Below are 23,231 nucleotides of genomic sequence, written 5' to 3'. Positions count from 1 at the left end.
ATCTGGCTGGCGTGATATTTGCTTTGATTTCGTGAACAACCATTCTTGTATGGAGTCACGAAGATGTCAGTCAGCCTCGAAACGCTCGCCGCCGGTCTGGCCGATGGCGATCTGGTTCCTTATCTGGGACCGGGCGCCCTGGCCGGCGCGGTCGATCCGCAGACCGGCGAACCGATCCCGGCCGATAGCGACAGTCTGATCCTGGCCATGAACAATGGTCAGCCGATGTCGCTGCGGCTGATGTGGGAGTTCCCGCGCGCGGCCATGAACGTCGAACTCAAGCGCGGTCGCGGCGCGATCCATCGCTTTCTGAACACGACCTATGCCGAGCGCACCTGGACCCGCTCACCGCTGCACGACTGGCTGGCACACATCCAGCCGCCCTATGTGATCGACATCAACCGCGATCTCCAGCTCCAGGACAGCTATGCCGGGCGACCCCATACCCTCATCCGGGGCATCGCCCGCACCGGCGGCACCGACTATCGTTTTCGCATCCATGCTTATGACGGAGCGTGTTATACCGAAGTCGATCAGGCGGCGGTCGATCCGACGCTTCCGATCCTGTTCAAGCCCATGGGCAGTCCGCGCCCGGATGCGACCTATATCGCCTCGGATGCCGACTATGTCGATTATCTCACCGAGCTGATGGGGGGATTCGCCATTCCAGGTTTCGTCAAGGCGTTGCGCACCGGCAAGCAGTATGTCTTCCTTGGCTTGCGGCTCTTGCGCGACACCGAACGGATGGTGCTCTCGGACATGACCTATGGTGCAGGCACCCCGACCGGCTGGGCGCTGATCCCGGAACCGACCGACAAGGAACGTCGCTTCTGCGACAAACGCGGGATCGAGATCCTACAGGCCGACATCGACGATCTGCTTGCGGTCGGCGCTCAGTGAGAGCAGATCGAGCGCCTGCCGGCGACAGAGGCGCGCCGTGTCCCGGTCCAGGGCTTTGAGCCAGCGCCGGGGAATGGCGTCGAATCCATACAGCGCACCGGCGATCATGCCGAGGATGGCGCCCGTGGTATCGGCATCGCCGCCGCGGTTGACCACATCGATCAAGGCCGACTCGAAGCTCTCCGTGGCGAACAGCGCCTGGAAGACCGCGCGCAGAGTCTCGACGATATAACCGCCTGGGCTGTCCTGACGCCGCCCGCCGTCGAAGGCAAAGCGAGGCTCGGTCGCGACCAGCGACTCGGCGAGCTGACGCAGATCCTGTCGCGTGCCGCCGAGCAAAGCGGTCTGAGTCAGGCGAATGACGGTGAGGGTGCCGAGATCGGACAGGGTGTTGTGATGGGTGATATGGGCCTGGAGTCGGTTGGCTCGATCGACCGCCTCGGGTTCCGCGCCGAGCGTGTAGAGTGCGATCGGCAGACAGCGCATACAGGCCCCATTGCCGGCATCGTATTCGTGCTCCGGAACCTCCGTGACCCCGGTACGCCGGTAGAGACTGATACCGCGCCGAACCGTATGGCCGATGTCGACCGGCTTGCCGCGCATCCAGTCGCTGAAGGCTTGGGCGATGGTCGGGGCGTCGAGTTCGCCCCGGTCGAGGATGGCACGCCCGAGCGCGAGGCTCATCTCCGTGTCGTCGGTCACTCGGCCCTTGGGCAGTCGGAGCCAGCCGCCGCCGATGATCGCGTGATGGGTGCCATAGTGGTCCTGGATCTCACGCGGGGTCATGAACTCGACCGTGGCGCCGAGTGCGTCCCCGATCGCCAGTCCCAGATAGGCGGCGACGGCGCGATCGCGCGACAGTGCGTCGGTGTGCGTGTCCCGGTCAATCCTCCGGTCCAAAACAGTACGCATAGTCGACACAGACCCCGCAGGATGGCGCACGGCAGACATAGATGCCCTCCGACTCGCACAGTTGCTTGTAGAGGAAGCGCTTCCATTTCATGTCCTGGACGTTGCGCGCGGCCAGCTCGGGGAAGTTGCGCCGCATCAGGTCGGTCAGCTCGGCGCGGTTCCAGAGCCCGAGATCGTGCCAGAGATGATCGCTGGCCAGACAGCCGCTGGCGACCACGCGCACCATCCAGGTTTCGGATGGCGAGCAGCCGGCGCGATGGGTCATCAGCAGCTCGATCAGCTCCTCGCGCTCCTCCAGACGGTTCCCCAGCAACGGGCTGGCGCCATCGGAGGGACCGAGTACGTCGGGCGAGACGCCGGGGAAATGATGCGCCATGAGGCGTTTGAAGTCGGCCTGATCCAGCCCGAGCCAGGCCGGCAGGGCACCGCCGCCGGCCGCGCGCGTGGCGATCATGCTGGCGAAGGCGCGATCGTTGCCGTCCCCGGCCGCGCGGACCATCAGGCGGGCGAAGACGTGGTCGACTTCCCGGGTCAGGTCGCGGGCCAGGGTCGACATGATCAGTACTCCACGAGGATGTCTTCGTCGCGCACGATCATCTGACAGGCCAGACGCCATTCACTCGGCATGTCGTCGAGTGCCAGCCGGTCGATGTCCTCCTGGGTCAGCTTGCCGAGCTGACGCAGCACGCTGATCTCCTTGTCGGTGAGGTGATAGCCCATGCGCTGTTTGTCATCGACGCTGGTCACGCGCACCACACAGCTTCCGCACTCGCCGTCCTGGCAGTCGTGCTTGACTGGGATCTTGTTCTCCTTGGCAATCTTGAGGATGGTTTCGGTGTGGCTTCCGGCCACGGCGTAGACGGTCTTGTCCTTGTAGTCAGGACTGGAAAAGGTCACGAGGGCCACGATTGGTTCTCCGTCGAATCTTGAGGTGGATCAGGCTGGCTTGACGCAGCAGTCGCCGAGGATCTGCGCCTGACAGGCGAGACGGTCGTGACGGCTGGCCATGTTCTCGCGCAGCACCTTCTCTTCCAGCACCGAGGGTTCGGTCAGGTTGTTCCAGCCTTCTTCCACATGCATCATGCAGGTGCCGCAGTCGCCCTCGCGGCAGCCGTAGATGATGCCGGCACCGATCTTCTCGGACACCTCGATGACACGGGTGCCGGCCGGTACGTTGACGGTCTGGCCGATATCGGAAAAAGTGATCTTGGCTTTCGCCATGGTGTCGGACTCCTGGATTTGGGTTGTCGGTCTTCAATGATCGGTCGTCGGGGACGGCGGGCGCGCGGACGAACCAATCGCGAGGCTCAGCGCGCCCGGATCTCGGCCCTGGCGGCGGCCAGGCGTTCGGGTGGAATGCCGGTCAGTGAGCCGGGCGGATTCACCGGCACGCCCAACCCGTCGAGGATGACGCCCTCGACCGGACAGATGCTGGCGCACTGCGGATCGGCGTAGTCGCCCGCGCACTCGGTGCACGTGTGCGCGTCGATCAGGAAATGCGGTTTGGCGGCGACGATGGCCTGACTCGGGCACAGTGGCGCGCAGGCCCAGCAGTTGACGCAACCCTCGATGATCTTGAAGGCCATGATGTTGGCTCCCGGTGGATGACTGACTCAGGCCGACAACCGCTCGGATGCGGCGGCGACGGGCGCCAGCCGACCCGCGTCGAGCCATTCGCGATAGACGGCGGCGACGGCCTCTTCGATCGGTTCCAGGGCATGTTCGCCGTTGGGCGTGATGCCGGCGGCCTCCAGCTTGCCCCAGGGTTCGTAGCCGATGCGCGCGCACAGCACCGCCTCGCAGCCGTCGAGTGCGCGGATGGTCTGCTCCAGGCGGGTCTCGGCCTCGCCGCAGGTATCGCTGCCGGTGCAGTAGAGATCGACCTGGCGCGTCCCGATGAAGCGCACGTCCTGCACGGAGGCTTCGTAGATCCGGAACGCGCGCGCATGACCGAAGTGCTGGTCGATGACGCCGCCGCCGGTGGTCGCAACCGCCATCAGCACCGGACGCGGCTCGGCCGGTTTCGGCTGGGGCCGGACGCGCTCGATCGAGGCGAGCGAGACGAAGGCCGCCTTGGCCGGCTGATGTGGCGCCGCGCGCCTGGCCTCGATCTCGGCCTGGACCTCGGCGCGCTTCTGCATGGCGGCGGCGTAGTCGATCTCCAGGTGTTCGATCTTGTCGAGCGTGAACTCCTGACCGCGATCCTCGCCCAGCATCCCGACCGCGTCGGCGCGGCACTGACGGCAGTGGCGCATCATGGCCATGTCGCCGGCGCAGGCGTCCTGGAGGGCGGTGAGTTCGGCCGAGGTCGGGCTGCGCTGGCCCATGAGTCCGTAGAAGGTGCCATGCTCGGGTTCAGCGATCAGCGGCATGACGTTGTGCAGGAAGGCGCCCTTGGCTTTGACCACCCGGCTGACTTCCTTGAGATGCTCATCGTTCACACCCGGAATCAGCACCGAGTTGACCTTGACCAGCACCCCGCGCGCGACCAGCTTCTCCAGACCCTCCTGCTGACGCCGGATCAGGATCTCGGCGGCCTTGCGTCCCTTGATGCGCCGATTGTTCCAGAAGATCCAGGGATAGATCTTGGCGCCGACGTCCGGGTCGACACAGTTGATGGTGATGGTGACGTGCTCGATGTTGTACTGACAGAGTTCGTCGACCAGATCGGGCAGGGCCAGACCATTGGTCGAGACGCACAGCCGGATGTCGGGCGCCTTCTCGGCGAGCTGGCGGAAGGTCTCCAGAGTGCGCTCGGGATTGGCGAGCGGATCGCCTGGACCGGCGATGCCGAGCACCGTCATCTGCGGGATGGCCGCCGCCACCGCCAGCACCTTCTTGACCGCCTGATCCGGCGTCAGGAGTTCGGAGACGACACCCGGCCGCGACTCATTGGCACAGTCGTACTTGCGATTGCAGTAGTGACACTGGATGTTGCAGGCTGGAGCGACCGCGACATGCATGCGCGCATAGTGATGATGCGCGTCCTCGGAGAAGCAAGGATGATTGTTGACCTTGGCGCGGATCGCCTCGGGCAGATGAGCCAGCCGGTCGGCGCTGCTACCACAGCCGCTCGACGCGCAACCCCCTTGGGTCTGTACCTTCAACTCCATCATGCCGCCTCCAGTGAATCAGGGGCGCCGGCCCCGTTGAATCGAGTGTCTGGAGGTCTTGAAGCAAAGCGCGCGCCAATCTTTTTAAACAGCCTAGATCATTGATTGTTGTGCATTTTGCAAATGGATCGGCGCGCCCTTGTGAGCATCGCGACAGACGCCGGCCGCGTCCATTGTGAGGATCGATACGGACCCGACTCGGCCCGCTCGATGCGGCTCGAGTGATTCCACCGCGTGCGGTCGCTCATCAGTCTTGCGTCTTTTCGAGATGACGCGCCAGTTGACGTGCATCGGGCATGGATCCGAGAACCGGCAGGTCGAGATAACGCGCGATCTGGCGCTCGGATTTGAACGAGGGATCGGACAGATCCAGGATTCCGATCAGGAGCACCACCGCCAGCAGCGACAGGACGAAAACCAGGATCGCACGCGGCAGCCGCTCCGCGCTCCAGAGGCTTGCCACACCCGTCGTGGTCAGCGGGCCAACGGGTTTGAAGCTGGGTGGTGCGGCGGCAGTGTCCGAATGTCGTGCCGCACCAGCCTCGACGCGCTGAACGAGCAATTGGCTGTAGAAATCGACCATTGTCTCGCCGATATGGACATGGGAGCCTGTATAGGTCAGGCGCAGCCGTGAATCAGGCCGGCTCGACAGGTGCATGGAACCATGGGCCAGACGCTTGAGTCCCTGACTCGTCGGTAGCTCATGGATCTGCGGCTGGAATTCGAGTCGTTGCTGTAGCTGACTGAGCGCGAAGGTATCGAGAAAGAGCCGATCCGGGTCGGTCAGCAACGCATCCAGCGTCAGCGTGTCGACCGGGCGATGGGACATGGCGATGCGGATCTCTCCGGAATACGTGAAGTCCTGGGTAATCAGAAAATTGTCGACCCGCACAGCCGCAACGAGCAGATAGAGCATGACGGGCACCAGGGCAATGAGTGTCCAGTGTCTGTGCTCCCGGAAGGCAGAGAGATAACATTTGATGTAGAAGCTCATGTCGTCCTACCTGTATTCGAGCGTATCGGCTACCCCGATCGACGGTCGCACGCGGGATGTTGCTGTGCGAACGGCGCTGTCCGTCATGACGGGGCGGCCAGTGTCGGGCGATGTTGATTGATGGTCACACCGATCATCGTGGCACCGGCCGCCTGCATGATCGTGCAGGCACGCTTGACGTGCTGTCTCGGCGCGAAGCCAGCCTGGACGACCAGTACGACACCATCGACCATCGCGGAGAGCATCACGGGGTCGATCATCATCCGGTTGGTTGGAAAAATGGAGGCACTGTCGACGATGACGTAGTCATAGGCTTGCTTGATGCGTTCGATCAGGTGCTTGAAGGTGCCAAAGACATCACCGTTCATCGGCGCATGATCCCGATGATCGGTGGGGGCGAGTAGCAGGTCGGGTCTCTGACCCTGGCTCTTGGTCACGAGGGCGTCGATGTCGGCCTGAAGGATATGTGACATCGTTTGATTCGATTCCAGGCCGAAACAGTGATGGACCGCCGGCCGATACCAGTTGAGATCCAGCAAGACCACGCGATGCTGCCCCAGACTCGCCATGCTGGTCGCGAGCGCGGAGGCGAAGAGACTCTTGCCCTCTCCCTGCTGGGCGCTCGTGATCAGAACGGCCGCTGGCGTCCGGTGTTGCAAGGCATGATCGATCGCACAGGAAATGCGCTTGATCTCGGCGATCTGGCCGAGTGCCTGCCGTTGTCTGTCCGCGAGATTGCTCATGATCTTCGACCCTTGGATTGGGGGTACAGGATGCAAGCGTCCATGAGTGGTATAGCACGAAACAGGGCGTTCGATCGGCAGGCGGCTGATCGCGTCGCTTCGGCTGGGTGTCGAGTCCCGTCCGGAGTCCGGGCCGTGCCTGATGTTAGAATGCGCCCGGCCCGAGGTTGGCGGCGATCTGAACATTGTTGAAAACAAACACTCGGAATCAAATCTGTGCAAAACGAAAACAGCGCTCCGGCCAACGCCTCCGCGGCCCAGGCGCTCGCAGAGCGGTTGACGAGCCGACTCGATGCCACGCTGGAGCTGCTCGGGCGTGTGCGCGCCGACGAGGCGCTGCTGGCGGCGACGCTGGAGGCCGCGACCCGAACCGCTGAGTCCATCGCACGCGGCGGGACGCTCTTCATCTGCGGCAACGGCGGCAGCGCGGGCGAGGCGACCCATCTGAGCGGCGAATTGATCGGCCCCTTCCTCGACAAGAGCCGCCGTCCGCTGCCGGCCATTGCGCTCGGTTTCGACACCAGCGCCACCTCGGCCGTCGCCAACGACTTCTCCTTCGACGAGATCTTCGCACGTCAGCTCGCCGCGCTGGCCCGTCCGGGAGATGTGCTCTGGGCGCTGTCGACCAGCGGGCGTTCACCCAATGTGCGCCGTGCCCTGGAGACAGCGACCGGCAAAGGCGTCCTGAGCGTGCTGCTGACCGGCGCCCGGCACGCGGATCTACCGCCCCAGGCCGACATCGTGCTCGCCGTTCCCTCGCGCGAGACGCCCCGCATCCAGGAGATCCATCTGGTGCTGGGGCACTTCCTGTGCGAGGTCGTCGAGTCGCTGAGCCAGGGCTGAAGCCGGACTCACAGGAAGACCGTCAGTCCGAATCCGATCACCAGCAGTCCGGCCAGACGCCTGACCCAGAGGCGCTCGACCAGACGCGCCACGGCGCCGGCCAGGAGCGCGATACCGAGCAGGTTCGGCAGGGTGCCGAGTCCGAAGGCCAGCATGACTAGCGCCCCGGTGAGCGCCTGGCCGCTGGCCATCGCCATGATGAGCACGCTGTAGACCAGGCCACAGGGCAGCCAGGCCCAGAGGAAGCCGATGACGGCCGCCTGTACCAGGGTTCGGACCGGCAGGACGCGCCGCGCGATGGGTTCCAGCCGCTGCCAGAACCGCGCACCCTGGCGCTCGACGGCCTGGAGCAGTCCCCTGGACCAGCCGGCCAGATAGAGTCCCAGCAGGATCATCATCACGCCCGCCAGTGCCTGGAGCAGGTGGCGCATCGCCGGCAGGATCTCCAGCGCGATCAGCAGCGTGCCCAGGGCGCCGAAGAGCGCACCCGCCACCGTATAGCCCGTGAGGCGCGCTAGATTGTAGACGAGCTGATAAGGCAACATCCGCCAGGGATCGCGGCGTAGCTCGGGACTCAGACCCAGTGTCAGCGTAGCGACCAGCCCGCCGCACATGGTCAGACAATGCACACCACCCAACAGCCCGACGGCCAGAGCGGTGAAGTACACTTGTGGCTGTGACACTTCCATCGTGGAGACCTCCCGGAACCCGACTCACCGAGACGCGATCCCGAGGCTTCACTCATTTCCGCCAGGGCGGACAGGATCTCATCGATGCTCGATTATCAACGTGAACTGCTGGATTTCGCCACCGGGATCGGCGCCCTGCGCTTTGGTGACTTCACGCTCAAATCCGGTCGCCGCAGTCCTTATTTCTTCAACGCGGGTCTCTTCGCCACGGGGCAGCGGCTCGCACGGCTGGCGCGCGCCTATGCGCACGGCATCCAGTCCTCCGGGATCGAGTTCGACGTGCTCTACGGTCCGGCCTACAAAGGCATCCCGCTGGCCGCCGCCACGGCCGTGCTGCTGGCCACCGAGCATGGACGCGATACGCCCTATGCCTTCAACCGCAAGGAGGCCAAGGATCACGGCGAGGGCGGACTGATCGTCGGCTCGCCGCTCGCCGGACGCATCCTCATCATCGACGATGTCATCACGGCCGGCACCTCGGTGCGCGAATCGGTCGAGATCATCCGCGCGGCCGGCGCCACGCCGGCGGGTGTGGTCATCGCACTCGACCGCCAGGAACGCGGTCAGGGTGAGCGCTCGGCGGTGCAGGAGGTCGAGGATCAATTCGGCCTGCCGGTCCAGAGTCTGCTGACAATGGCCGATCTCATCCTCTATCTCGAAGAGCGGGGTACGGACACGGCTCTGCTGGAATCCATGCGAACCTATCGCGCGGACCACGGAATCTGAGACATGACCATCGGGCCGCTTCCATCCAAGCTGCTCGATTCATACCGGCCACTGGCGGTACTGGTACTGCTCCTGGTCCTCGGGCTTCTGTCCCCGTCCTCGACGGCCCAGCAGTTGTATCGTTGGGTCGACGATCAGGGCGAAGTCCACTATACCGATCAGGTGCCCCCATCGCATGCCGACAAGGAACGCGCCCGCCTGTCGGAGCATGGGATCACGATCGAGACCCAGCCGGGGGTACCGACCGGAAAAGCGCGCGAACTGGAGCACCGGCGGGCCGAGGCGGAGCGGCGCCGCGTCGAGGACGAACAGCGGTTGCAGCGCTACCGCACGGTCGATGAGCTGGAACTGGCCCGTGATGGCCGAATCGCGGCGATCGAGGCGAGCATCCAGGCCAAGCGCGATGACATGCGCGACGAGACCCGAACACTGATCGCCCTCTACGAAGAGATGCGGGCACTCCAGAAGCAGGACGAGCCCGTCCCGCTCGATCTGATGAGCAAGATCGACGCATCGATGACGAACATCCGTGATGGCTATACCGAGATCGTCGACAACGAATCGCGCAAGCAGAGCGTTGAGGACGAATTCGAGGGTGATATCGTGCGCTTCAGGCAGATCAGGCGTTTGCCGGCGCCGGATGAACTCGACTGGGCGGCCAGGCCGGAACGCAATGGCTCGACCCTGGTGGACTGCCGCGATCGGGTCCAGTGCCATACCTATTGGGAGCGTGCTGTCAGCTATGTCCGTGCGCATTCGGAACGCCAGGGTGAGGTTCTGGGCCCTGGGCTGCTGATCGCCTTTCAACAGGACGAGCGAGAGATTCGCACCCTGACGATCGCCTGGACGCAGAAATCGGCCGATCAGCCGGTCCAGATCTATCTGGACATCCAGTGCCGGAACCGCCTGACCGCCAGCCTGATCTGTGTCGATCCGAATGTACCCAGGCTGCGTGAAGGGTTCAGCGCGGCGGTGATGGGGGAGTGAGCGGCGGTGGCCGCCAAAACGACGAAACCCGCACTTGGGCGGGCTTCACAGGGTTCGTCCAGACGACTCGTCTCAGATACGCGAGGAACCAACGATCTCGTGCGCCAGATCCACGACGCGATTGGCCATATCCATGTATTCCTGACGATAGTTGGCGAGCATGCCGTCTGAGGAGGCCCAGTAGTCCTTGCCGGAGACACCGTGCTGGTGCTCGTATTCGATGAACTGCTTCTGCATCTCCAGCATCTTGTCGATCAGCTCTTGCTTTTCTTGCTTCAGCGCAGCGATGTCGGTCATGGAAGGTGTCCCCCGGTCTGGGATTGGCCGTGAAGCCTTGTGGTTTCAGTAAATGCGGATGCATTAATATAGCACGCGCCTAGGAAAAGATGTAAAGCCTCCCGATATGTTCGAGATCATCCTCTACGAGCCGGAAATTCCGCCCAATACCGGCAATGTCATGCGTCTGACCGCCAATCTCGGCGCGCGTCTGCATCTGATCGAGCCGCTCGGCTTCTCGCTCGACGACCGGCAGTTGCGGCGCGCCGGACTGGACTATCGGGAGTGGGCGGACGTGCGGACACATGCGTCACTGGCGGCCTGTCTCGCGACCCTGGAACAGCCCAGGCTGCTGGCCGTCAGCACACGCGGGCGTGTGCCCTATGTCGATCTGGAGTTCCAGCCGGGGGATGCCTTTCTGTTCGGCCCGGAGACCCGCGGGTTGCCGGAATCCGTGCTGGAGTCCGTCTCCGAAGAGCACCGTCTCCAGATCCCCATGCGTCCGGGCAACCGCAGTCTCAATCTCTCCAATGCCGTGGCCGTCGTGCTCTACGAGGCCTGGCGCCGGCAGGGATTCGCCGGCGCGGCTGAAATAAGGGCCTAGCCGAACTCCGGCTTGGGCTCGCGCTCCAGGAGGGCGCGCGTGGCCTCGGCCGGCGAGACGCCTTCGTGGAGCACGCGATAGACCTGCTCGCTGATCGGCATCTCGATCCCGAGCCGCGCGGCGAGACGATGGACGGCCAGGGCCGTGATGACACCCTCGACCTCCTGTCCGATCTCGGCCTTGGCTTCGTCGACGGTCCGGCCGCGCGCCAGCGCCAGCCCCATGCGCCGGTTGCGCGACTGATCGTCGGTGCAGGTGAGCACCAGATCCCCGAGCCCGGCCAGTCCGGTGAAGGTCTCGGGTCGACCGCCGAGCGCGGTCCCGACCCGGATCAGTTCGGCCAGTCCACGGGTGATGAGCGCCGCGCGCGTATTGGCCCCGAACCCCAGACCATCGGCGATGCCGGTGGCGATGGCCAGCACGTTCTTGGCCGCGCCGCAGATCTCCACCCCGACCATGTCCGGGCTGGTATAGGCGCGAAAGGTCGAACCATGCAGCAGGGTCGCGAAGCGGGTCGCGAACTCCGGCTGGTTGGAGGCGACCGTCACCGCTGTCGGCAGTTCGCGCGCGACCTCGCCGGCGAAGCTCGGACCCGAGACCACGGCCAGCGGCCGCTCACCGAGTTCTTCCAGAGCGACCGTGTGCAGCAGTTGACCGCTGGCCACGTCCAGGCCCTTGGTCGCCCAGGCGACGCCAAAATCAGCGGGCAGACGCTCGGCCAACTGGCGCGCGACCAGCCGGAAGGCCTGGCTCGGCACGACCACCAGACAGTCGGTGGCCTCGTCGAGCGCTGCGTCGAGCGAATCCGTCGGGTGCATCCCGGCCGGGAGCGGATGACCGGGCAGGAAGTGACGATTCTCGCCATCGCGGCGGATCGCCTCGATCTGAGCCGTCTCATGCCCCCACAGCCGCACCTCGTGACCGTTGCGGCACAGTTGCAGCCCCAGGGCCGTGCCCCAGGAACCGGGGCCGAGCAGAGCGATCCGGGCCGGCGTGCGCATGGTCAGTGCTGGACCGGCTTGGCGTCGCCGGCCTGTTCGGCGGCCTGCTGCTGATGCTGGGCGAAGAGCACGTCGAAGTTGACGTGCTGGAGCACCAGTTGCGGGAAGCTGCCCTTGACCACCAGATCCGAGACGACCTCGCGCGCATAGGGGAAGAGCAGGTTGGGGCAGTAGGCGCCGAGCAACGGCCCGAGATCCTCCTCGGAAAAGCCCTGGGCGGTGAAGATACCGGCTTGCTGCACCTCGACCAGGAAGGCGGTCTTGTCCTCGACCTTGACCGTCACCGTGACCGCGAGCACCACCTCGTAGACGGTGGCGTCGAGCTGGTTGATCTTGGTGTTGAGGTTGAGCTCGTGACGCGGCTTCCACTCGCCCCGGAAGATCTCGGGCGCATTGGGCGACTCGAAGGAGACGTCCTTGGTGTAGACGCGCTGTACGGAGAATTGACGTTCGCTGGTCTGCTGCTCTTCGGTCATGCCGGTACCTGGATCTGTGAGTGAATGGAGGGTTCGGGTGCTGGTGAACGCTGGACGCCCGATCCGGTCGGGATCAGCGCTTCTTGCGTGTCAGGGGCAGGTTGGCCGACTCCCAGGCCATGATGCCGCCCTGGAGGTTGTAGACCTCTTCGAACCCGGCCTTGCGCAGATGCGCGCAGGCCACCGAGGACTGGGCGCCGGACCGGCAATTGACGATGATGGGCCGGCCCTTGTATTTGTTCAGGGTCGCCAGTTGATTGTTGAAGCCGTTCATCGGGATGTTCAGGGCGTTGATGATGTGCCCGCGCGCATAGTCCGCTGCCGGACGCACGTCGATGATGACCGCCTCGCGATGATTGAGCATCTCTGTGGCCTGGAGCGGCCCGACGCTGCCCTTGCTGCCGACGATGAGATTGTAGGTCAGGAGGCCCAGGATCACGATCAGGGCCAGGAACAGGAACCAGTGATTACCGATGAACTCGATGAGTTGTGACATGGTGTGAGCCGTCTCGTTCGGAATGGGGATCGGGCTGGGCGGCTCGCCCTAGCGGGTGTGATGACAGAAGACCTCGCGCATCATCCCGATCAGTTGCAGGGTGCGATTGTCGCTGACGCGATAGTAGACACGATTGGCGTCCTTGCGCGAGGCGAGGATACCCTTGTCGCGCAGGATCGCCAGATGCTGCGAGATGTTGCTCTGCGAGGTGCCGACGTGTTCGACGATCTCCTGGACGCTGATCTCCTGGTCGCCGAGCGTGCAGAGGATCTTCAGACGCAAAGGATGCGACATCGCCTTGAGCGAACGCGAGGCGCGCTCGATGTCGGCGTCGTCGGCAAACAGATCCATCTCCTCACCCGCATCGCGGAGATTCAACACTGGACGAACGGGATGACTCAGGTTACCTGCCATGGAATCGCATCTGATCAATTTATCACCGTACAATGATAAACGCTTTCCTGCCGGCTGCGAAGCATTCACCCGCGTCGACGGTCGCGCTTCTCCAATTACTCGGACACCATCGATGTCTCGTACCATGCCCGGATCGAATCGGATCGTCCCCTGTGGAGTGCCGGCGCGCCGACCGCCGTCTGGTTCGTTCGCACATGGGCGGACGTTGAACGCCATCCTGACGGCAGGGCTGGCCGCTCTCCTGGCGACCGGCGCTCTGGCGCTCGCTCAACCGAACGACTACCCGGCCTTGGACGAGCGACAACGCGATCTCGGCCAGATCGAGCGCCAGATGCAGAACATCGGGCGCGAATTGAGCGACCGTCATGCCGATCGGCGTGCCCTGATCGAGGAGCTGGAGGCACGCGAGCGCAACGTCGCCGAACTGTCGCTGGCCAATCGCGAACTGGAGCGTCTGGTCGCCGAACACAATCGCGTCGCCGGCGAGTTGCGCGCGCGTCAGGTCGAAGAGCGCGCCGCGCTCGGCGTCGAACTCGACCTGCTCTCTGATCTGTTGCGCACGGCCTATGTCATGGGGCGCGCCGATCGTCTGCGTCTGTTGCTCAACCAGCAGGATCCGACCCGCGCCAGCCGCGTCATGTCGTACTTCGCCTATTTCAATCGCGAGCGCATGAAGCGCATCCAGTCTGTACAGGAGCGCGCCGAACGTCTCGACCGGCTCGCCCGCGACGCCGAGGACGAGGCCCGTCGGCTGGCCGAACTGGCGCGCAGTCAGGAGGCCACGCGCCTGCGGCTCGAACAGGCCAAGATGCGTCGTGCCCAGGTCTTGCGCGACCTGGAGGCCACCATCACCAGCCGCGCCGAGACCCTGGAGACGCTCAAGCGCGACGCCGACTCATTGAAGCTGCTGGTCGAGCATCTGCGTCAGCATGCTCAGATCCGCGCCGAACTCGACATCCAGCGCGATCCCTTCGGCACGCTCAAGGGTCGGCTCGACTGGCCGCTCCTGGAGAATCGCGTCATCGCGTCCTTCGGCACGCGCAAGGAGTCCTCCGAGATCGACTGGGACGGGGTGCTGCTGGCGGCGCATGAGGGCGAAGAGGTGCGCGCGGTCAAGGATGGGCGCGTGATCCACGCCGACTGGCTGCGCGGCTTCGGTCTGCTGATCGTGATCGACCATGGTGACGGCTACATGACCCTCTATGGTCACAACGAGGCGCTGTTGCGCGAGGTCGGCGAATGGGTTGCGACCGGCGACCCCATCGCACTCAGCGGCAAGAGTGGCGGACGCCAGGAGCCCGTGCTCTATTTCGCCATCCGGCACAACGGACGCCCGCAGGACCCAGCGGCCTGGTGCGCGGGCCATGGCCGCTACGACCAGCGTTCCAGTCATAACTGGCCCGTCCGGTCCATGCCAGCCGAATCTGTCGAATCGACGTGAAACATGCGATCCTTCGCCACAACACGTCCAAATCCGTTTTTTGCCTCCATCTAGCCACCGTTCGCTGGGAATCGACGATCATGCGCTTTCAATTCGTTCCGCCGCTGTGTCTTGGCCTGCTGATCGGCGCCGTCGCCTGTGCCGAAGAACCTGCGGCCATCGAATCCGAGTCGGTTCGCTCCACGGCGACCACCGAATCGGACCTGCCGCTCGACGCGCTGCGGACCTTCGCCGACGTCTTCGGACGCATCAAGGAGGACTATGTCGAGGAGATCGATGACAAATCCCTGATCGAGAACGCCATCCGCGGCATGTTGTCCGGACTCGACCCGCATTCGTCCTATGTCGACGGCGAGGAATACCGTGATCTCCAGGTCGGCACCAGCGGCGAGTTCGGCGGACTCGGTATCGAGGTCGGCATGGAGGATGGTTTCGTCAAGGTGATTGCGCCGATCGACGACACCCCGGCCCAGCGTGCCGGACTCCAGGCCGGCGACATGATCATCCGCATCGACGACAAGCCGGTGAAAGGGTTGAGTCTGAACGAAGCGGTGCAGCTGATGCGCGGCAAGCCCGGCACCGAGATCCGGCTCAGCATCCTGCGCGGCACCGACGACAAGCCCTTCGAGGTCGTCCTCGAGCGTGCCGTCATCCAGGTCGCGAGCGTCAAGAGCCGGACGCTGGAACCCGGATTCGGCTATGTGCGTCTGACGCACTTCCAGGCCCACACCACCGACGACATGCTCAAGGCGATCGATGAACTCAAGCAGGCCAACGCGGGTCGGCTCAAGGGCCTGGTGCTCGATCTGCGCAACAATCCCGGCGGCGTGCTCAATGGCGCGGTCGGCGTCAGCGATGCCTTTCTCACCGATGGCCTGATCGTCTACACCGAGGGCCGGGTCAAGAACAGCCAGATGCGCTTCAAGGCCGGCCCGGACGACGTGCTCGACGGCGCGCCCATCGTGGTTCTGGTCAATGCCGGCAGCGCCTCGGCGTCCGAGATCGTCGCCGGCGCGCTGCAAGACCACCGGCGCGCCATCGTCATGGGCACTCAGACCTTCGGCAAGGGGTCGGTCCAGACCATTGTGCCGATCGACGAGCACTCGGCCCTGAAGTTGACGACGGCGCGCTATTACACGCCGTCCGGGCGCTCGATCCAGGCCCATGGCATCGCGCCCGACATCGCCCTGGAGCGCGGTGAGTTCAAGCCGCTGGCCGATCCCGGACTCGGCTCGCTCAAGGAGGCCGATCTGGTGCGGCATCTCGATGAGCAGGCGCCCGCAACCGACGAACCGACCGAGCCTGAGCCGTTGCCGCTCGCCGTCGAGGACTTCCAGCTCTCCGAGGCGCTCAACGTGCTCAAGGGGCTGAACATCCTCGGCACGGTGGCCACACCCTGAGTCACCCATTCAACGACCGCACACCGAGGCGTGCCGGACCCCGGCAACCTCGGCGCCGTCATTCGACACCATGCCATGCAGGAGTATCCGCAATGCGCGTATTGGTTCCACTCGCCCAGGGCTGCGAAGAACTCGAAGCCGTCACCATCATCGATCTGCTGCGCCGCGCCGAGATCACGGTCGTGACCGCCGGTCTGACCGAGGGTCCGGTCAAGGCCAGCCGTGACACCGTGCTGTTGCCCGACACCACGCTGGAGGCGGTCGCCGATCAGGACTTCGACATGGTCGTCCTGCCGGGCGGATTGCCGGGTGCACAGTATCTGGAGGACGACCCGCGTGTTTGCGCCATCCTGCGCCGTCACGCCGAGCGTGGGGCCTATACGGCAGCCATCTGCGCCGCGCCCAGGGCGCTGGCCAGCGCCGGGCTGCTCGACGGCAAACAGGCGACCTGCTATCCGGGTTGCGTGAAGCCCGAGGACTTCCCGCGTTTGAACCTGATCGATGAAGCCGTCGTGATCGACGGCCGGGTCGTCACCGGACGCGGCCCAGGGGCCGCCATGGATTTCGCGCTCGCGCTCATCGAGTTGCTCGCGGGTCGTGAACGGCGCGACGCGGTCGAGTCGGCTCTGGTCCGCTCGCACTGACCGGCCGCCGCTCCATGTCGTCCAGTCTCGCGCCGCTCGCTTTCGTCTCCCTGGCCGCCCTGGTTCTCAGCCTGCTGCTCACACGCTGGCTGGCGACGCGGGCAGGTTCGGGATTCGGTCCGCTCGATCATCCGAACGAGCGCTCACTGCATGCCGCGCCGGTACCGCGCTCGGGCGGTCTGGGCGTGCTGGCGGGGGTGCTCCTGACGCTCCTGGCCGCCGTGGCGCTGGGCTGGATGGATGACGCGCCGGCCTCGATTTTGGGTGCGTTGCTGCTGGTTGCGCTGGTGTCCTTTCGCGACGATCTCGGTGATCTCTCGCCACTGGCGCGGCTGACGGCCCATGGACTGGCGGCCGGCGCGTTGCTGCTCGGCGGACTGGGCTGGAGCCGTTTGGATCTGCCCGGCGCCACGCTGGTGTTTCCAGGCTGGCTCGCACTCGTGCTCACGCTGCTGTTCGTGGTCTGGATGATCAATCTCTACAACTTCATGGACGGCATGGATGGTCTGGCCGGCGGCATGGCGGTTTTCGGCTTCCTGGCCCTGGCCTGGCTCGGCTGGCGCGGCGAGGAGCCGGGCTATGTGCTGGTGTGTCTCGGCGTGGCGGCCTCGGCGGGCGGCTTCCTGGCCAGCAATTTTCCGCCGGCGCGCATCTTCCTGGGAGACGTCGGCTCGTCGAGCCTGGGGCTGCTGGCCGCCGCACTCGCGCTCTGGGGCACTGAACTCGGACTCTTTCCGCTCTGGGTCGCCTGGCTGGTTTTCTCGCCCTTCATCGTCGACGCGACCTGGACCCTGGTCGCGCGCCTGATACGCGGTGAGCGAGTCTGGGAGGCGCATCGTTCGCATCATTATCAGCGCCTGGTGCTGGCCGGCTGGAGCCACCGACGAACGGTGCTGCGCGCCTATGGGCTGATGGGGGCTGTAGCCGTCTGTGCGGTGGCGGCGCCCGGACTCACGGCCTCGGATCAGTGGATGCTGCTCGGCGCCTGGGCCGTGATCTACGGGGTGATTCATCTCAAGGTCGGGCTGGTCGAGCGTAACGCCCGGATGGAAATCTCGTGAACGAAAGCGCCCTCCTGGAGGACGTGCCCTCCATCAGCGCCTGTCACGATGAGGCCGACGACTGGCCTGCCGCCGCCTCTGCCGACCCGCTCCAGGCGGCGGCAACGGATGCCGGCACAGCCGTCGAGTCGAGCGCCGAGTCCAGGGTCGCCGGTCACCTGCTCGCCCAGTCCAGGCTGACGGCCGCCGACATGGCCCGCGCCCGGCGCTTGGCCGAAGAGGCCGGTGAGTCACTGTTGCCGTTGCTGGTGCGTCTGGGGCTGGTCTCGGAGCGCGACATGGCGCAGGCGATGTCCGATGTGCTGGGTCTGGCGCTGGCCACCGCAGCGGACTTCCCCGAGGAGCCGGTGCGTGAGGATCTGCTCACACGGCGTTTCATGAAGGATGCGCGCGTCCTGGTGCTCGCCGAGCATGACGAGCGGCTCCGGGTGGCTTTCGCCAATCCGGTCGACGACTTTGTCAGGGCGGCCGTTGGTCTGGCCGTCGCCAAGCCGGTCGAGGCTCTGGTCGCGCCGGCGAGCGAGATCGAGTCGGCCATCGAACGGCTCTATGAGAAGGTCGATGAGACGCCCGAGACCGGCGAGTCCGAGGCCGATTTCGGTGACTTCGACGAGGAAGACATCGAGCACCTGAAGGATCTGGCCAGCGAGGCACCGGTCATCCGCATGGTCAACCAGCTCATTCAGCGTGCCGTCGAGTCGCGCGCCTCCGACATCCATATCGAACCCTTCGCCGATGAGTTGAAGGTCCGCTATCGTGTCGACGGTATTCTCAAGGAGGTCGAGGCCCCGCCGGTGCGCTCCACGGCGGCTGTGATCTCGCGTGTGAAGATCATGGCCAAGCTCAACATCGCCGAGCGTCGGCTGCCCCAGGACGGGCGCATCCCGATCCGCATCCAGGGCAAGGAGCTGGATCTGCGTGTCTCGACCGTGCCGACCATGTTCGGCGAGAGCGTGGTCATGCGTCTGCTGGACAAGGAGAGCGTGCGTTTCGATCTCGATGCGCTCGGTTTCGACGGCGGGCCGCGCCGACGGCTCAATCGCATCCTCGAACAGCCCTACGGCATCCTGCTCGTCACCGGGCCGACCGGCTCGGGCAAGAGCACCACGCTCTATACCGCGCTCAGCCGGCTCAACACGCAGGAGCGCAAGATCATCACGGTCGAGGATCCGGTCGAGTACCAGTTGCCCGGCATCAACCAGATCCAGGTCAAGTCGTCCATCGGCATGACCTTCGCCGGTGCGCTGCGCGCCATCGTGCGCCAGGATCCGGACATCATCATGGTCGGCGAGATGCGCGATCTGGAGACGGCGCGCATCGCCGTGCAGTCGGCCCTGACCGGTCACGTCGTGCTTTCGACGCTGCATACCAACGACGCGGCCAGCGGCGTGACGCGCTTGCTGGACATGGGGGTCGAGGACTATCTGCTGACCTCCACCATCAACGGCATCCTCGCCCAGCGTCTGGTGCGCCGGCTGTGTCCGCACTGTCGCGAGTCCTATCAGGCCCAGCCCGAACTGGCCGCGCGCTTCGTGCATCTCAAGGGCTTGACCGGATCGGCCGGTGAGGTCGATCTCCAGCGCGCCGTTGGCTGTGAACAGTGCAACGGCACCGGCTATCGCGGCCGGCTTGTCATCACCGAGGTGCTGGTCATGTCCGAACCCATCCGCCAGGCCGTCCTGGCGCACGCTACAGCCACCGAGATCAAGCGTCTGGCCATGGAAGAGGGCATGGAGACCATGTATCAGGATGGATTGCGCAAGGCGCTCGACGGGCGCACCACCATTGAGGAGGTGTTGCGCGTGGCCGAGGCGGATTGAAGCAACCTCCGTATGGAGCTGCGCTGAGCAAAAACAGCCGGCTCAATCCCAGCCGCCCGCCCAACTCCCCCCCTGCTTGTTCTGCTTCTGCCCCGTCGAGCTGTAGCTGAAGCCCTGGATCTTGTCATTGTTCTGCCCGTGCTTGGAGGTGGGAGTCGCCTCCAGGCGGAAGCAGCGGACGATGGGGCAGGCTGTGGTGGCGGCCGCTAAGCTGATGGTGTAATAGCCTTCATCCGAATTGCTGCTGATATTGGCCGCATTCAGGTCGGTCGTATAGGTTCCGTTGCTGGAGTAGTAGATCTCCATTTTCTGCACGGCACTCATCAGCGACGACTGGCCATCACTGCGACGTCCCTTTCGGACATAGTCCTGATAGCTGGGATAAGCGATCGCCGAGAGGATGCCAAGTACGGCAACCGCTATCATCAACTCGATCAGTGTGAAACCACCGGCTTTTAATTTTAATGGCATCTGCTTGCGCTCTTTTCTATCAATTCAGCTATTCTTCGTCATCGAGTGCATCATCTGTGGCGTCGATGAGCTGCTCCCAATAGATTGCTTTGAAGCTGTCGCTCCAGCGAACCACTTCATCCAAACCCACAAGCGTGATTACTTGGCCTGCAATCGCGATTACTTGCGTGGGATCGCTACTCCCTTCGTCATCTGCACTCCCTTCGTCATCTGTGTCCCCGGTAAAGAATAATGTCGGAGGCGGCGGCAGGCCACCAATACTTGTAATGACGATGGATCGGTCGTCGGTATCCAAACTGTCATCGAGGTCAAGATCAAATCGGCTGCCGCCATGGCGCAGATCCAGGGCATAAAAGCGGGAGACCCCTGTTGTGGATTTGGCCTCACAAGGCGAAATATCGTCGCTTCTGGTGCCGCTGTAGGTGGTGAACATCGCGGCATAGTTGGCGATCAGTGCTTTGGACAGCGTTTTTTCACCTGCGGATAGGGTGTAAAACCAGCCTTTACGGCTCTGCACATTCTGGACCGTGACCGATTGGCTGCCATTCTCTGCCTTACTAAGGTCTGCGCTTGTGATATCCGTAAAGTCGTTGTGGTCATAAGGGTAGGCGGCGAGGTTATTCTCGTCTTTCTCCTGCCAATCTTTCTCTTGGAAGATATCGTAATCCTTGATCACGTAGAACCTGTCGGTCACCGTGTTGCTGAGCGGATCTGGGCGGTTGCCGGAACCGATGGCGATGACTAGATAGCGCGCTCCCCAGGAGAGATAGCCTATCTCCGGTTCCGTGAAGAAGCGGCGATTTCCAGCGGCGCTACCCTCATTGACATCCGCTAGGATGCCGCCCGCCCCGGCACCGTTATTTGCTTCCAGATCGACACGGATGATTCGTCCTCCCACGTCGGCGGCATAGAGGCGTTCCGAGTACCCGTCGTTGTTGATATCCAGCAGGCGAACGCCTGAGACGATGCCGTTGTTCATGTTGGAGATGTTGATATCGCCGCCGCTATTGGTGATGGTCTTGACGCGGCTGCCGGTCCAGGCGTCCACGATATAGATGGCGTTACCGATGTCGTCGTTCTGACGGCTGCCGGTGACGGCGTCCTGATCCTCGTCATAGCCTCCGCCAAAGGCGACCACGGTGCCATCGTAGCCCTTGATCTTGCCGATCTGGGGGGCGGACCAAGTCTGGGCCAGCTTCTCGAAGCCGCTGGTGACGCCGCCCTTGATCTCCCAGGCCAGTTTGGGGACGCTGGAGTTGGAGATGTCGAGGGCATAGATGTTGCGGCCGCCCCGGCGCATGCTGACCAGCAGGTAGGCTTTTTCCCTGCTGTCGACGGTGCCGTTCTTGTTCGGGTCGTCGTGAACCAGAACCATGGGACCGTCCAGGCCGTACAAGCGGCTTTCATTTTCACCCAAGGCCGCATTGATTCGTGCGTCATCAATGGTGTGCAACAGTTCATCGGGCATGAAGGCCCATTTTTCCTTACCGGTTGCCTCGTCGAAGGCGTGCAGAAGGCCTTGGGAAGTAGGTTGATAGACGACATCCCCGCTAGCGTAGCGGACCAGAAGTGGCTGCGTGTGGAGCGGCGCGCCCATTTCGACAAAGGAATAGGTATGAGTGCCTGTGAAGTTCATCCAGTCGAGGAGATCCCCGGCTGGGCATGAAATTTCTGATTTTATTACAGGCTGACAACTCTTCCACTTATCTCTGCATTTCCATTTTCCATTACTGTCTTTTTTGCAGCACTTATTGTCACGGAGTTCTGAGTCGTTTGTGCAGGAACAATTTTCATATTCAGTCCGGTTCTCGCTGCAGCTATGACTCGTCAATAGAATGTTTTTAATTACGCCGCCATCATTTTCCTCCAGCAGATTATCCCTATGCAGCCGATTATTATCGTCAGTGAGATCTAGATCATTGCCATCCAGCCAAGTATAAAGATTCCGGGGCTCGTCGCCGATCTGCCCCGCCGCGCCACCGATCAAGACGTCTCCTCCATCACCATCCGGTTCTGTATCCCAGAAGTTTTTCGCATTATCAAGAAACATCCCGTTAACGTTTACTGCATCGCTTCCTCCTTTGCTAAACACTTTAAAGGTGCCATCCTTTTGCTGTTTCATTTTATATTTCTTGACATTCCCCAGCCAAAGCTTGTTCGGTTCGGGGGCGAAGAGGGGGACATAGATATAATCACCACTCACTGACGCATTCGTGGCTGAGACAGGGATCACTGGTGCGTTGTAGATATATTCCACCTCAGATTTGGCATCGTCCACGATGGTTTCAAAAGCATTCAACAGAGTGCTGGCATTGTCCGCCTCGTAATAGCCGCCACCGCCTTTGATGGCAATATTTTTTAAAAATGCTTTGTCATTGCTGCCCAGGCTATCCCCCAAAGCAATGGTATGGGTGGTAACATTTTGATTATCTTCCCATACTGAATCGGTGCGCAGGTCATTGTTGTAACCCCAGGCTGCGATCTCGGCGGCGCAGCGGCCTTTCTCTTCAATAGAAGTGCTGTCTTTTACACAGGTAGTTCCTTTGTAGCTGGTAAGGCCATAATAATTTGGATCATTAGAATTTGGTTCGCCATCTGTGAGTAGCACCAAGTGATTGGGGACGCACCAGTAGGCTGGATCGCTCATAGGGGAGGAATAGGTGGGGCTGGTCGCTCGCGTTCTGTCGCTAGGGGTGCCCTCGATCTGGGTCGCGCGGCTATCAAACCATTCCATGCCCAGCTTCAGAGCCCAGACGGTAGGTGTGGATGCGCGCGGAGAAAGTCCATCAACGATGGCTTTCATCGCGCTGCGATTGCTGCCCTCGCCTACAGTTTTGAAATCCGAATGTAGCTTGATGGCCAAGGAACCATTTACATTAGCATATGTATTCCAGCCACGATTATTATAATAAATATCTGTATTAGCGGTTGTATAACCCATAATGGCGGCCTGAACATGATCCATCATCGGGTTATCCAAGAGTGTCTTCATGGAATTCTTCAAATCCGTCATCCGATTATAATCATCCATGCTTCCAGACTCATCGAGAATGAAGAGCACATTGGGCGCCACGGGGTCCGACGGAGGCAACAGATAGAAGTCAATGTCGTCCGCCTGTGCCGAGGCGGCGCCAATCAAAGCCGAGAGCCCTAAAGCGAGGCTGAATACGCCCAAGCCGCCTGTCTTGCTGGTGTATGAGGATCTCATGCCAAATTACCT

General features: G+C 63.0%; 26 protein-coding genes. 10 read left to right on the top strand and 16 right to left on the bottom strand.

Translation table 11 applies throughout. The features are described from left to right. Nucleotides 1-63: 63 nt before the first annotated feature. Nucleotides 64-900, top strand: coding sequence for an SIR2 family protein (locus tag ALVIN_RS15190; protein ID WP_012972210.1), 837 nt, complete (start codon nt 64-66; stop codon nt 898-900). Here the strand turns inward: ALVIN_RS15190 and draG are convergent. The 8 genes from draG to ALVIN_RS15150 form a co-directional block, all read right to left on the bottom strand. After that, entirely contained in the window at nt 856-1,812 is a 957-nt protein-coding gene (draG, locus tag ALVIN_RS15185; RefSeq protein ID WP_012972209.1) for an ADP-ribosyl-[dinitrogen reductase] hydrolase, read from the bottom strand. The genes ALVIN_RS15190 and draG overlap by 45 nt on opposite strands. Further along, complete coding sequence (locus ALVIN_RS15180; RefSeq protein ID WP_012972208.1) at nt 1,784-2,368, bottom strand: nitrogen fixation protein NifQ; 585 nt, start codon at nt 2,366-2,368, stop codon at nt 1,784-1,786. The genes draG and ALVIN_RS15180 overlap by 29 nt, the downstream gene beginning before the upstream one ends. Before the next feature lie 2 nt (nt 2,369-2,370). Continuing rightward, nucleotides 2,371-2,718, bottom strand: a complete 348-nt coding sequence (locus ALVIN_RS15175; RefSeq protein WP_012972207.1) for a 2Fe-2S iron-sulfur cluster-binding protein — start codon at nt 2,716-2,718, stop codon at nt 2,371-2,373. A gap of 30 nt (nt 2,719-2,748) precedes the next feature. Continuing rightward, a complete protein-coding gene (locus tag ALVIN_RS15170; protein ID WP_012972206.1) occupies nt 2,749-3,033 on the bottom strand; it encodes a 2Fe-2S iron-sulfur cluster-binding protein in 285 nt (94 codons plus the stop codon). 86 nt (nt 3,034-3,119) lie between these two features. Beyond that, the gene (locus ALVIN_RS15165) at nt 3,120-3,398 is read right to left on the bottom strand and encodes a 4Fe-4S dicluster domain-containing protein (RefSeq protein ID WP_012972205.1); all 279 of its coding nucleotides are present in this window, start codon (nt 3,396-3,398) and stop codon (nt 3,120-3,122) included. A 27-nt stretch (nt 3,399-3,425) separates the two neighbouring features. Next, nucleotides 3,426-4,925: a nitrogenase cofactor biosynthesis protein NifB gene (gene nifB / locus ALVIN_RS15160; RefSeq protein ID WP_043796396.1), complete on the bottom strand. Its 1,500-nt coding sequence runs from the start codon at nt 4,923-4,925 to the stop codon at nt 3,426-3,428. Nucleotides 4,926-5,172: 247 nt separating this feature from the next. After that, nucleotides 5,173-5,919, bottom strand: a complete 747-nt coding sequence (locus ALVIN_RS15155) for a YveK family protein (protein WP_012972203.1) — start codon at nt 5,917-5,919, stop codon at nt 5,173-5,175. A gap of 83 nt (nt 5,920-6,002) precedes the next feature. Next, nucleotides 6,003-6,848 (bottom strand): CpsD/CapB family tyrosine-protein kinase, encoded by an 846-nt coding sequence (locus ALVIN_RS15150; protein ID WP_148217530.1) that lies wholly within the window; start codon nt 6,846-6,848, stop codon nt 6,003-6,005. A 30-nt stretch (nt 6,849-6,878) separates the two neighbouring features. Between ALVIN_RS15150 and ALVIN_RS15145 the strand changes: the two genes are divergently transcribed. Next, a complete protein-coding gene (locus tag ALVIN_RS15145) occupies nt 6,879-7,505 on the top strand; it encodes a D-sedoheptulose-7-phosphate isomerase (RefSeq protein ID WP_012972201.1) in 627 nt (208 codons plus the stop codon). A gap of 8 nt (nt 7,506-7,513) precedes the next feature. On the opposite strand, the gene ALVIN_RS15140 is transcribed toward ALVIN_RS15145, so the two are convergent. Beyond that, nucleotides 7,514-8,194 carry a sulfite exporter TauE/SafE family protein gene (locus tag ALVIN_RS15140; protein ID WP_012972200.1) on the bottom strand — a complete coding sequence of 227 codons (681 nt, stop codon included), beginning with the start codon at nt 8,192-8,194 and terminating at the stop codon, nt 7,514-7,516. Between the two features lie 84 nt (nt 8,195-8,278). Here ALVIN_RS15140 and pyrE point away from each other — a divergent pair, with 84 nt between their 5' ends. Both pyrE and ALVIN_RS15130 read left to right on the top strand, forming a co-directional pair. After that, nucleotides 8,279-8,920 (top strand): orotate phosphoribosyltransferase, encoded by a 642-nt coding sequence (gene pyrE, locus ALVIN_RS15135; RefSeq protein WP_012972199.1) that lies wholly within the window; start codon nt 8,279-8,281, stop codon nt 8,918-8,920. A 3-nt stretch (nt 8,921-8,923) separates the two neighbouring features. After that, a complete protein-coding gene (locus tag ALVIN_RS15130) occupies nt 8,924-9,907 on the top strand; it encodes a DUF4124 domain-containing protein (protein WP_012972198.1) in 984 nt (327 codons plus the stop codon). Nucleotides 9,908-9,979: 72 nt separating this feature from the next. Here ALVIN_RS15130 and ALVIN_RS15125 read toward each other — a convergent pair whose 3' ends face one another. Then, a complete protein-coding gene (locus tag ALVIN_RS15125; protein WP_012972197.1) occupies nt 9,980-10,204 on the bottom strand; it encodes a hypothetical protein in 225 nt (74 codons plus the stop codon). A gap of 106 nt (nt 10,205-10,310) precedes the next feature. On the opposite strand from ALVIN_RS15125, the gene ALVIN_RS15120 reads away from it, so the two are divergent. Next, complete coding sequence (locus tag ALVIN_RS15120) at nt 10,311-10,787, top strand: tRNA (cytidine(34)-2'-O)-methyltransferase (RefSeq protein WP_012972196.1); 477 nt, start codon at nt 10,311-10,313, stop codon at nt 10,785-10,787. Here the strand turns inward: ALVIN_RS15120 and ALVIN_RS15115 are convergent. The 4 genes from ALVIN_RS15115 to ALVIN_RS15100 all read right to left on the bottom strand — a co-directional run bounded on the left by ALVIN_RS15115 (nt 10,784) and on the right by ALVIN_RS15100 (nt 13,111). After that, entirely contained in the window at nt 10,784-11,788 is a 1,005-nt protein-coding gene (locus ALVIN_RS15115; protein ID WP_012972195.1) for an NAD(P)H-dependent glycerol-3-phosphate dehydrogenase, read from the bottom strand. The two genes, ALVIN_RS15120 and ALVIN_RS15115, sit on opposite strands and share 4 nt — an antisense overlap. Before the next feature lie 2 nt (nt 11,789-11,790). Further along, nucleotides 11,791-12,264, bottom strand: coding sequence for a protein-export chaperone SecB (gene secB, locus ALVIN_RS15110; RefSeq protein ID WP_012972194.1), 474 nt, complete (start codon nt 12,262-12,264; stop codon nt 11,791-11,793). A 73-nt stretch (nt 12,265-12,337) separates the two neighbouring features. Beyond that, nucleotides 12,338-12,760 carry a rhodanese-like domain-containing protein gene (locus tag ALVIN_RS15105; protein ID WP_012972193.1) on the bottom strand — a complete coding sequence of 141 codons (423 nt, stop codon included), beginning with the start codon at nt 12,758-12,760 and terminating at the stop codon, nt 12,338-12,340. A gap of 48 nt (nt 12,761-12,808) precedes the next feature. Further along, nucleotides 12,809-13,111: an ArsR/SmtB family transcription factor gene (locus ALVIN_RS15100; RefSeq protein WP_043796395.1), complete on the bottom strand. Its 303-nt coding sequence runs from the start codon at nt 13,109-13,111 to the stop codon at nt 12,809-12,811. Nucleotides 13,112-13,379: 268 nt separating this feature from the next. Here ALVIN_RS15100 and ALVIN_RS15095 point away from each other — a divergent pair, with 268 nt between their 5' ends. The 5 genes from ALVIN_RS15095 to gspE all read left to right on the top strand — a co-directional run bounded on the left by ALVIN_RS15095 (nt 13,380) and on the right by gspE (nt 19,540). Next, entirely contained in the window at nt 13,380-14,615 is a 1,236-nt protein-coding gene (locus ALVIN_RS15095) for a murein hydrolase activator EnvC family protein (protein WP_223295231.1), read from the top strand. Between the two features lie 80 nt (nt 14,616-14,695). Beyond that, nucleotides 14,696-16,015 carry a S41 family peptidase gene (locus ALVIN_RS15090; RefSeq protein ID WP_012972190.1) on the top strand — a complete coding sequence of 440 codons (1,320 nt, stop codon included), beginning with the start codon at nt 14,696-14,698 and terminating at the stop codon, nt 16,013-16,015. Between the two features lie 92 nt (nt 16,016-16,107). Then, nucleotides 16,108-16,659 (top strand): DJ-1 family glyoxalase III, encoded by a 552-nt coding sequence (locus ALVIN_RS15085; RefSeq protein WP_012972189.1) that lies wholly within the window; start codon nt 16,108-16,110, stop codon nt 16,657-16,659. A 14-nt stretch (nt 16,660-16,673) separates the two neighbouring features. After that, the gene (locus ALVIN_RS15080; RefSeq protein WP_012972188.1) at nt 16,674-17,720 is read left to right on the top strand and encodes an MraY family glycosyltransferase; all 1,047 of its coding nucleotides are present in this window, start codon (nt 16,674-16,676) and stop codon (nt 17,718-17,720) included. After that, nucleotides 17,717-19,540: a type II secretion system ATPase GspE gene (gene gspE / locus ALVIN_RS15075; protein ID WP_012972187.1), complete on the top strand. Its 1,824-nt coding sequence runs from the start codon at nt 17,717-17,719 to the stop codon at nt 19,538-19,540. The genes ALVIN_RS15080 and gspE overlap by 4 nt, the downstream gene beginning before the upstream one ends. Before the next feature lie 42 nt (nt 19,541-19,582). On the opposite strand, the gene ALVIN_RS16725 is transcribed toward gspE, so the two are convergent. Further along, nucleotides 19,583-20,011: a type IV pilin protein gene (locus ALVIN_RS16725; RefSeq protein WP_012972186.1), complete on the bottom strand. Its 429-nt coding sequence runs from the start codon at nt 20,009-20,011 to the stop codon at nt 19,583-19,585. Nucleotides 20,012-20,039: 28 nt separating this feature from the next. Then, nucleotides 20,040-23,186, bottom strand: a complete 3,147-nt coding sequence (locus ALVIN_RS15065) for a pilus assembly protein (RefSeq protein WP_190275505.1) — start codon at nt 23,184-23,186, stop codon at nt 20,040-20,042. Between the last annotated feature and the right edge of the window lie 45 nt (nt 23,187-23,231).

It is taken from the genome of Allochromatium vinosum DSM 180 (genome assembly GCF_000025485.1).
Lineage (GTDB): Bacteria > Pseudomonadota > Gammaproteobacteria > Chromatiales > Chromatiaceae > Thermochromatium > Thermochromatium vinosum.
Note: the sequence above shows the minus strand (reverse complement) of the source record. Positions and strands in the feature narration are given on the sequence as shown.

Coding starts and splice junctions, on each gene's coding strand:
- ALVIN_RS15190 (WP_012972210.1), top strand. CDS start 64: ATGTCAGTCAGCCTCGAAACGCTCGCCGCCGGTCTGGCCGATGGCGAT.
- draG (WP_012972209.1), bottom strand. CDS start 1,812: ATGCGTACTGTTTTGGACCGGAGGATTGACCGGGACACGCACACCGAC.
- ALVIN_RS15180 (WP_012972208.1), bottom strand. CDS start 2,368: ATGTCGACCCTGGCCCGCGACCTGACCCGGGAAGTCGACCACGTCTTC.
- ALVIN_RS15170 (WP_012972206.1), bottom strand. CDS start 3,033: ATGGCGAAAGCCAAGATCACTTTTTCCGATATCGGCCAGACCGTCAAC.
- ALVIN_RS15165 (WP_012972205.1), bottom strand. CDS start 3,398: ATGGCCTTCAAGATCATCGAGGGTTGCGTCAACTGCTGGGCCTGCGCG.
- nifB (WP_043796396.1), bottom strand. CDS start 4,925: ATGGAGTTGAAGGTACAGACCCAAGGGGGTTGCGCGTCGAGCGGCTGT.
- ALVIN_RS15155 (WP_012972203.1), bottom strand. CDS start 5,919: ATGAGCTTCTACATCAAATGTTATCTCTCTGCCTTCCGGGAGCACAGA.
- ALVIN_RS15150 (WP_148217530.1), bottom strand. CDS start 6,848: ATGTTCAGATCGCCGCCAACCTCGGGCCGGGCGCATTCTAACATCAGG.
- ALVIN_RS15140 (WP_012972200.1), bottom strand. CDS start 8,194: ATGGAAGTGTCACAGCCACAAGTGTACTTCACCGCTCTGGCCGTCGGG.
- pyrE (WP_012972199.1), top strand. CDS start 8,279: ATGCTCGATTATCAACGTGAACTGCTGGATTTCGCCACCGGGATCGGC.
- ALVIN_RS15130 (WP_012972198.1), top strand. CDS start 8,924: ATGACCATCGGGCCGCTTCCATCCAAGCTGCTCGATTCATACCGGCCA.
- ALVIN_RS15125 (WP_012972197.1), bottom strand. CDS start 10,204: ATGACCGACATCGCTGCGCTGAAGCAAGAAAAGCAAGAGCTGATCGAC.
- ALVIN_RS15120 (WP_012972196.1), top strand. CDS start 10,311: ATGTTCGAGATCATCCTCTACGAGCCGGAAATTCCGCCCAATACCGGC.
- ALVIN_RS15115 (WP_012972195.1), bottom strand. CDS start 11,788: ATGCGCACGCCGGCCCGGATCGCTCTGCTCGGCCCCGGTTCCTGGGGC.
- secB (WP_012972194.1), bottom strand. CDS start 12,264: ATGACCGAAGAGCAGCAGACCAGCGAACGTCAATTCTCCGTACAGCGC.
- ALVIN_RS15105 (WP_012972193.1), bottom strand. CDS start 12,760: ATGTCACAACTCATCGAGTTCATCGGTAATCACTGGTTCCTGTTCCTG.
- ALVIN_RS15100 (WP_043796395.1), bottom strand. CDS start 13,111: ATGGATCTGTTTGCCGACGACGCCGACATCGAGCGCGCCTCGCGTTCG.
- ALVIN_RS15090 (WP_012972190.1), top strand. CDS start 14,696: ATGCGCTTTCAATTCGTTCCGCCGCTGTGTCTTGGCCTGCTGATCGGC.
- ALVIN_RS15085 (WP_012972189.1), top strand. CDS start 16,108: ATGCGCGTATTGGTTCCACTCGCCCAGGGCTGCGAAGAACTCGAAGCC.
- ALVIN_RS15080 (WP_012972188.1), top strand. CDS start 16,674: ATGTCGTCCAGTCTCGCGCCGCTCGCTTTCGTCTCCCTGGCCGCCCTG.
- ALVIN_RS16725 (WP_012972186.1), bottom strand. CDS start 20,011: ATGCCATTAAAATTAAAAGCCGGTGGTTTCACACTGATCGAGTTGATG.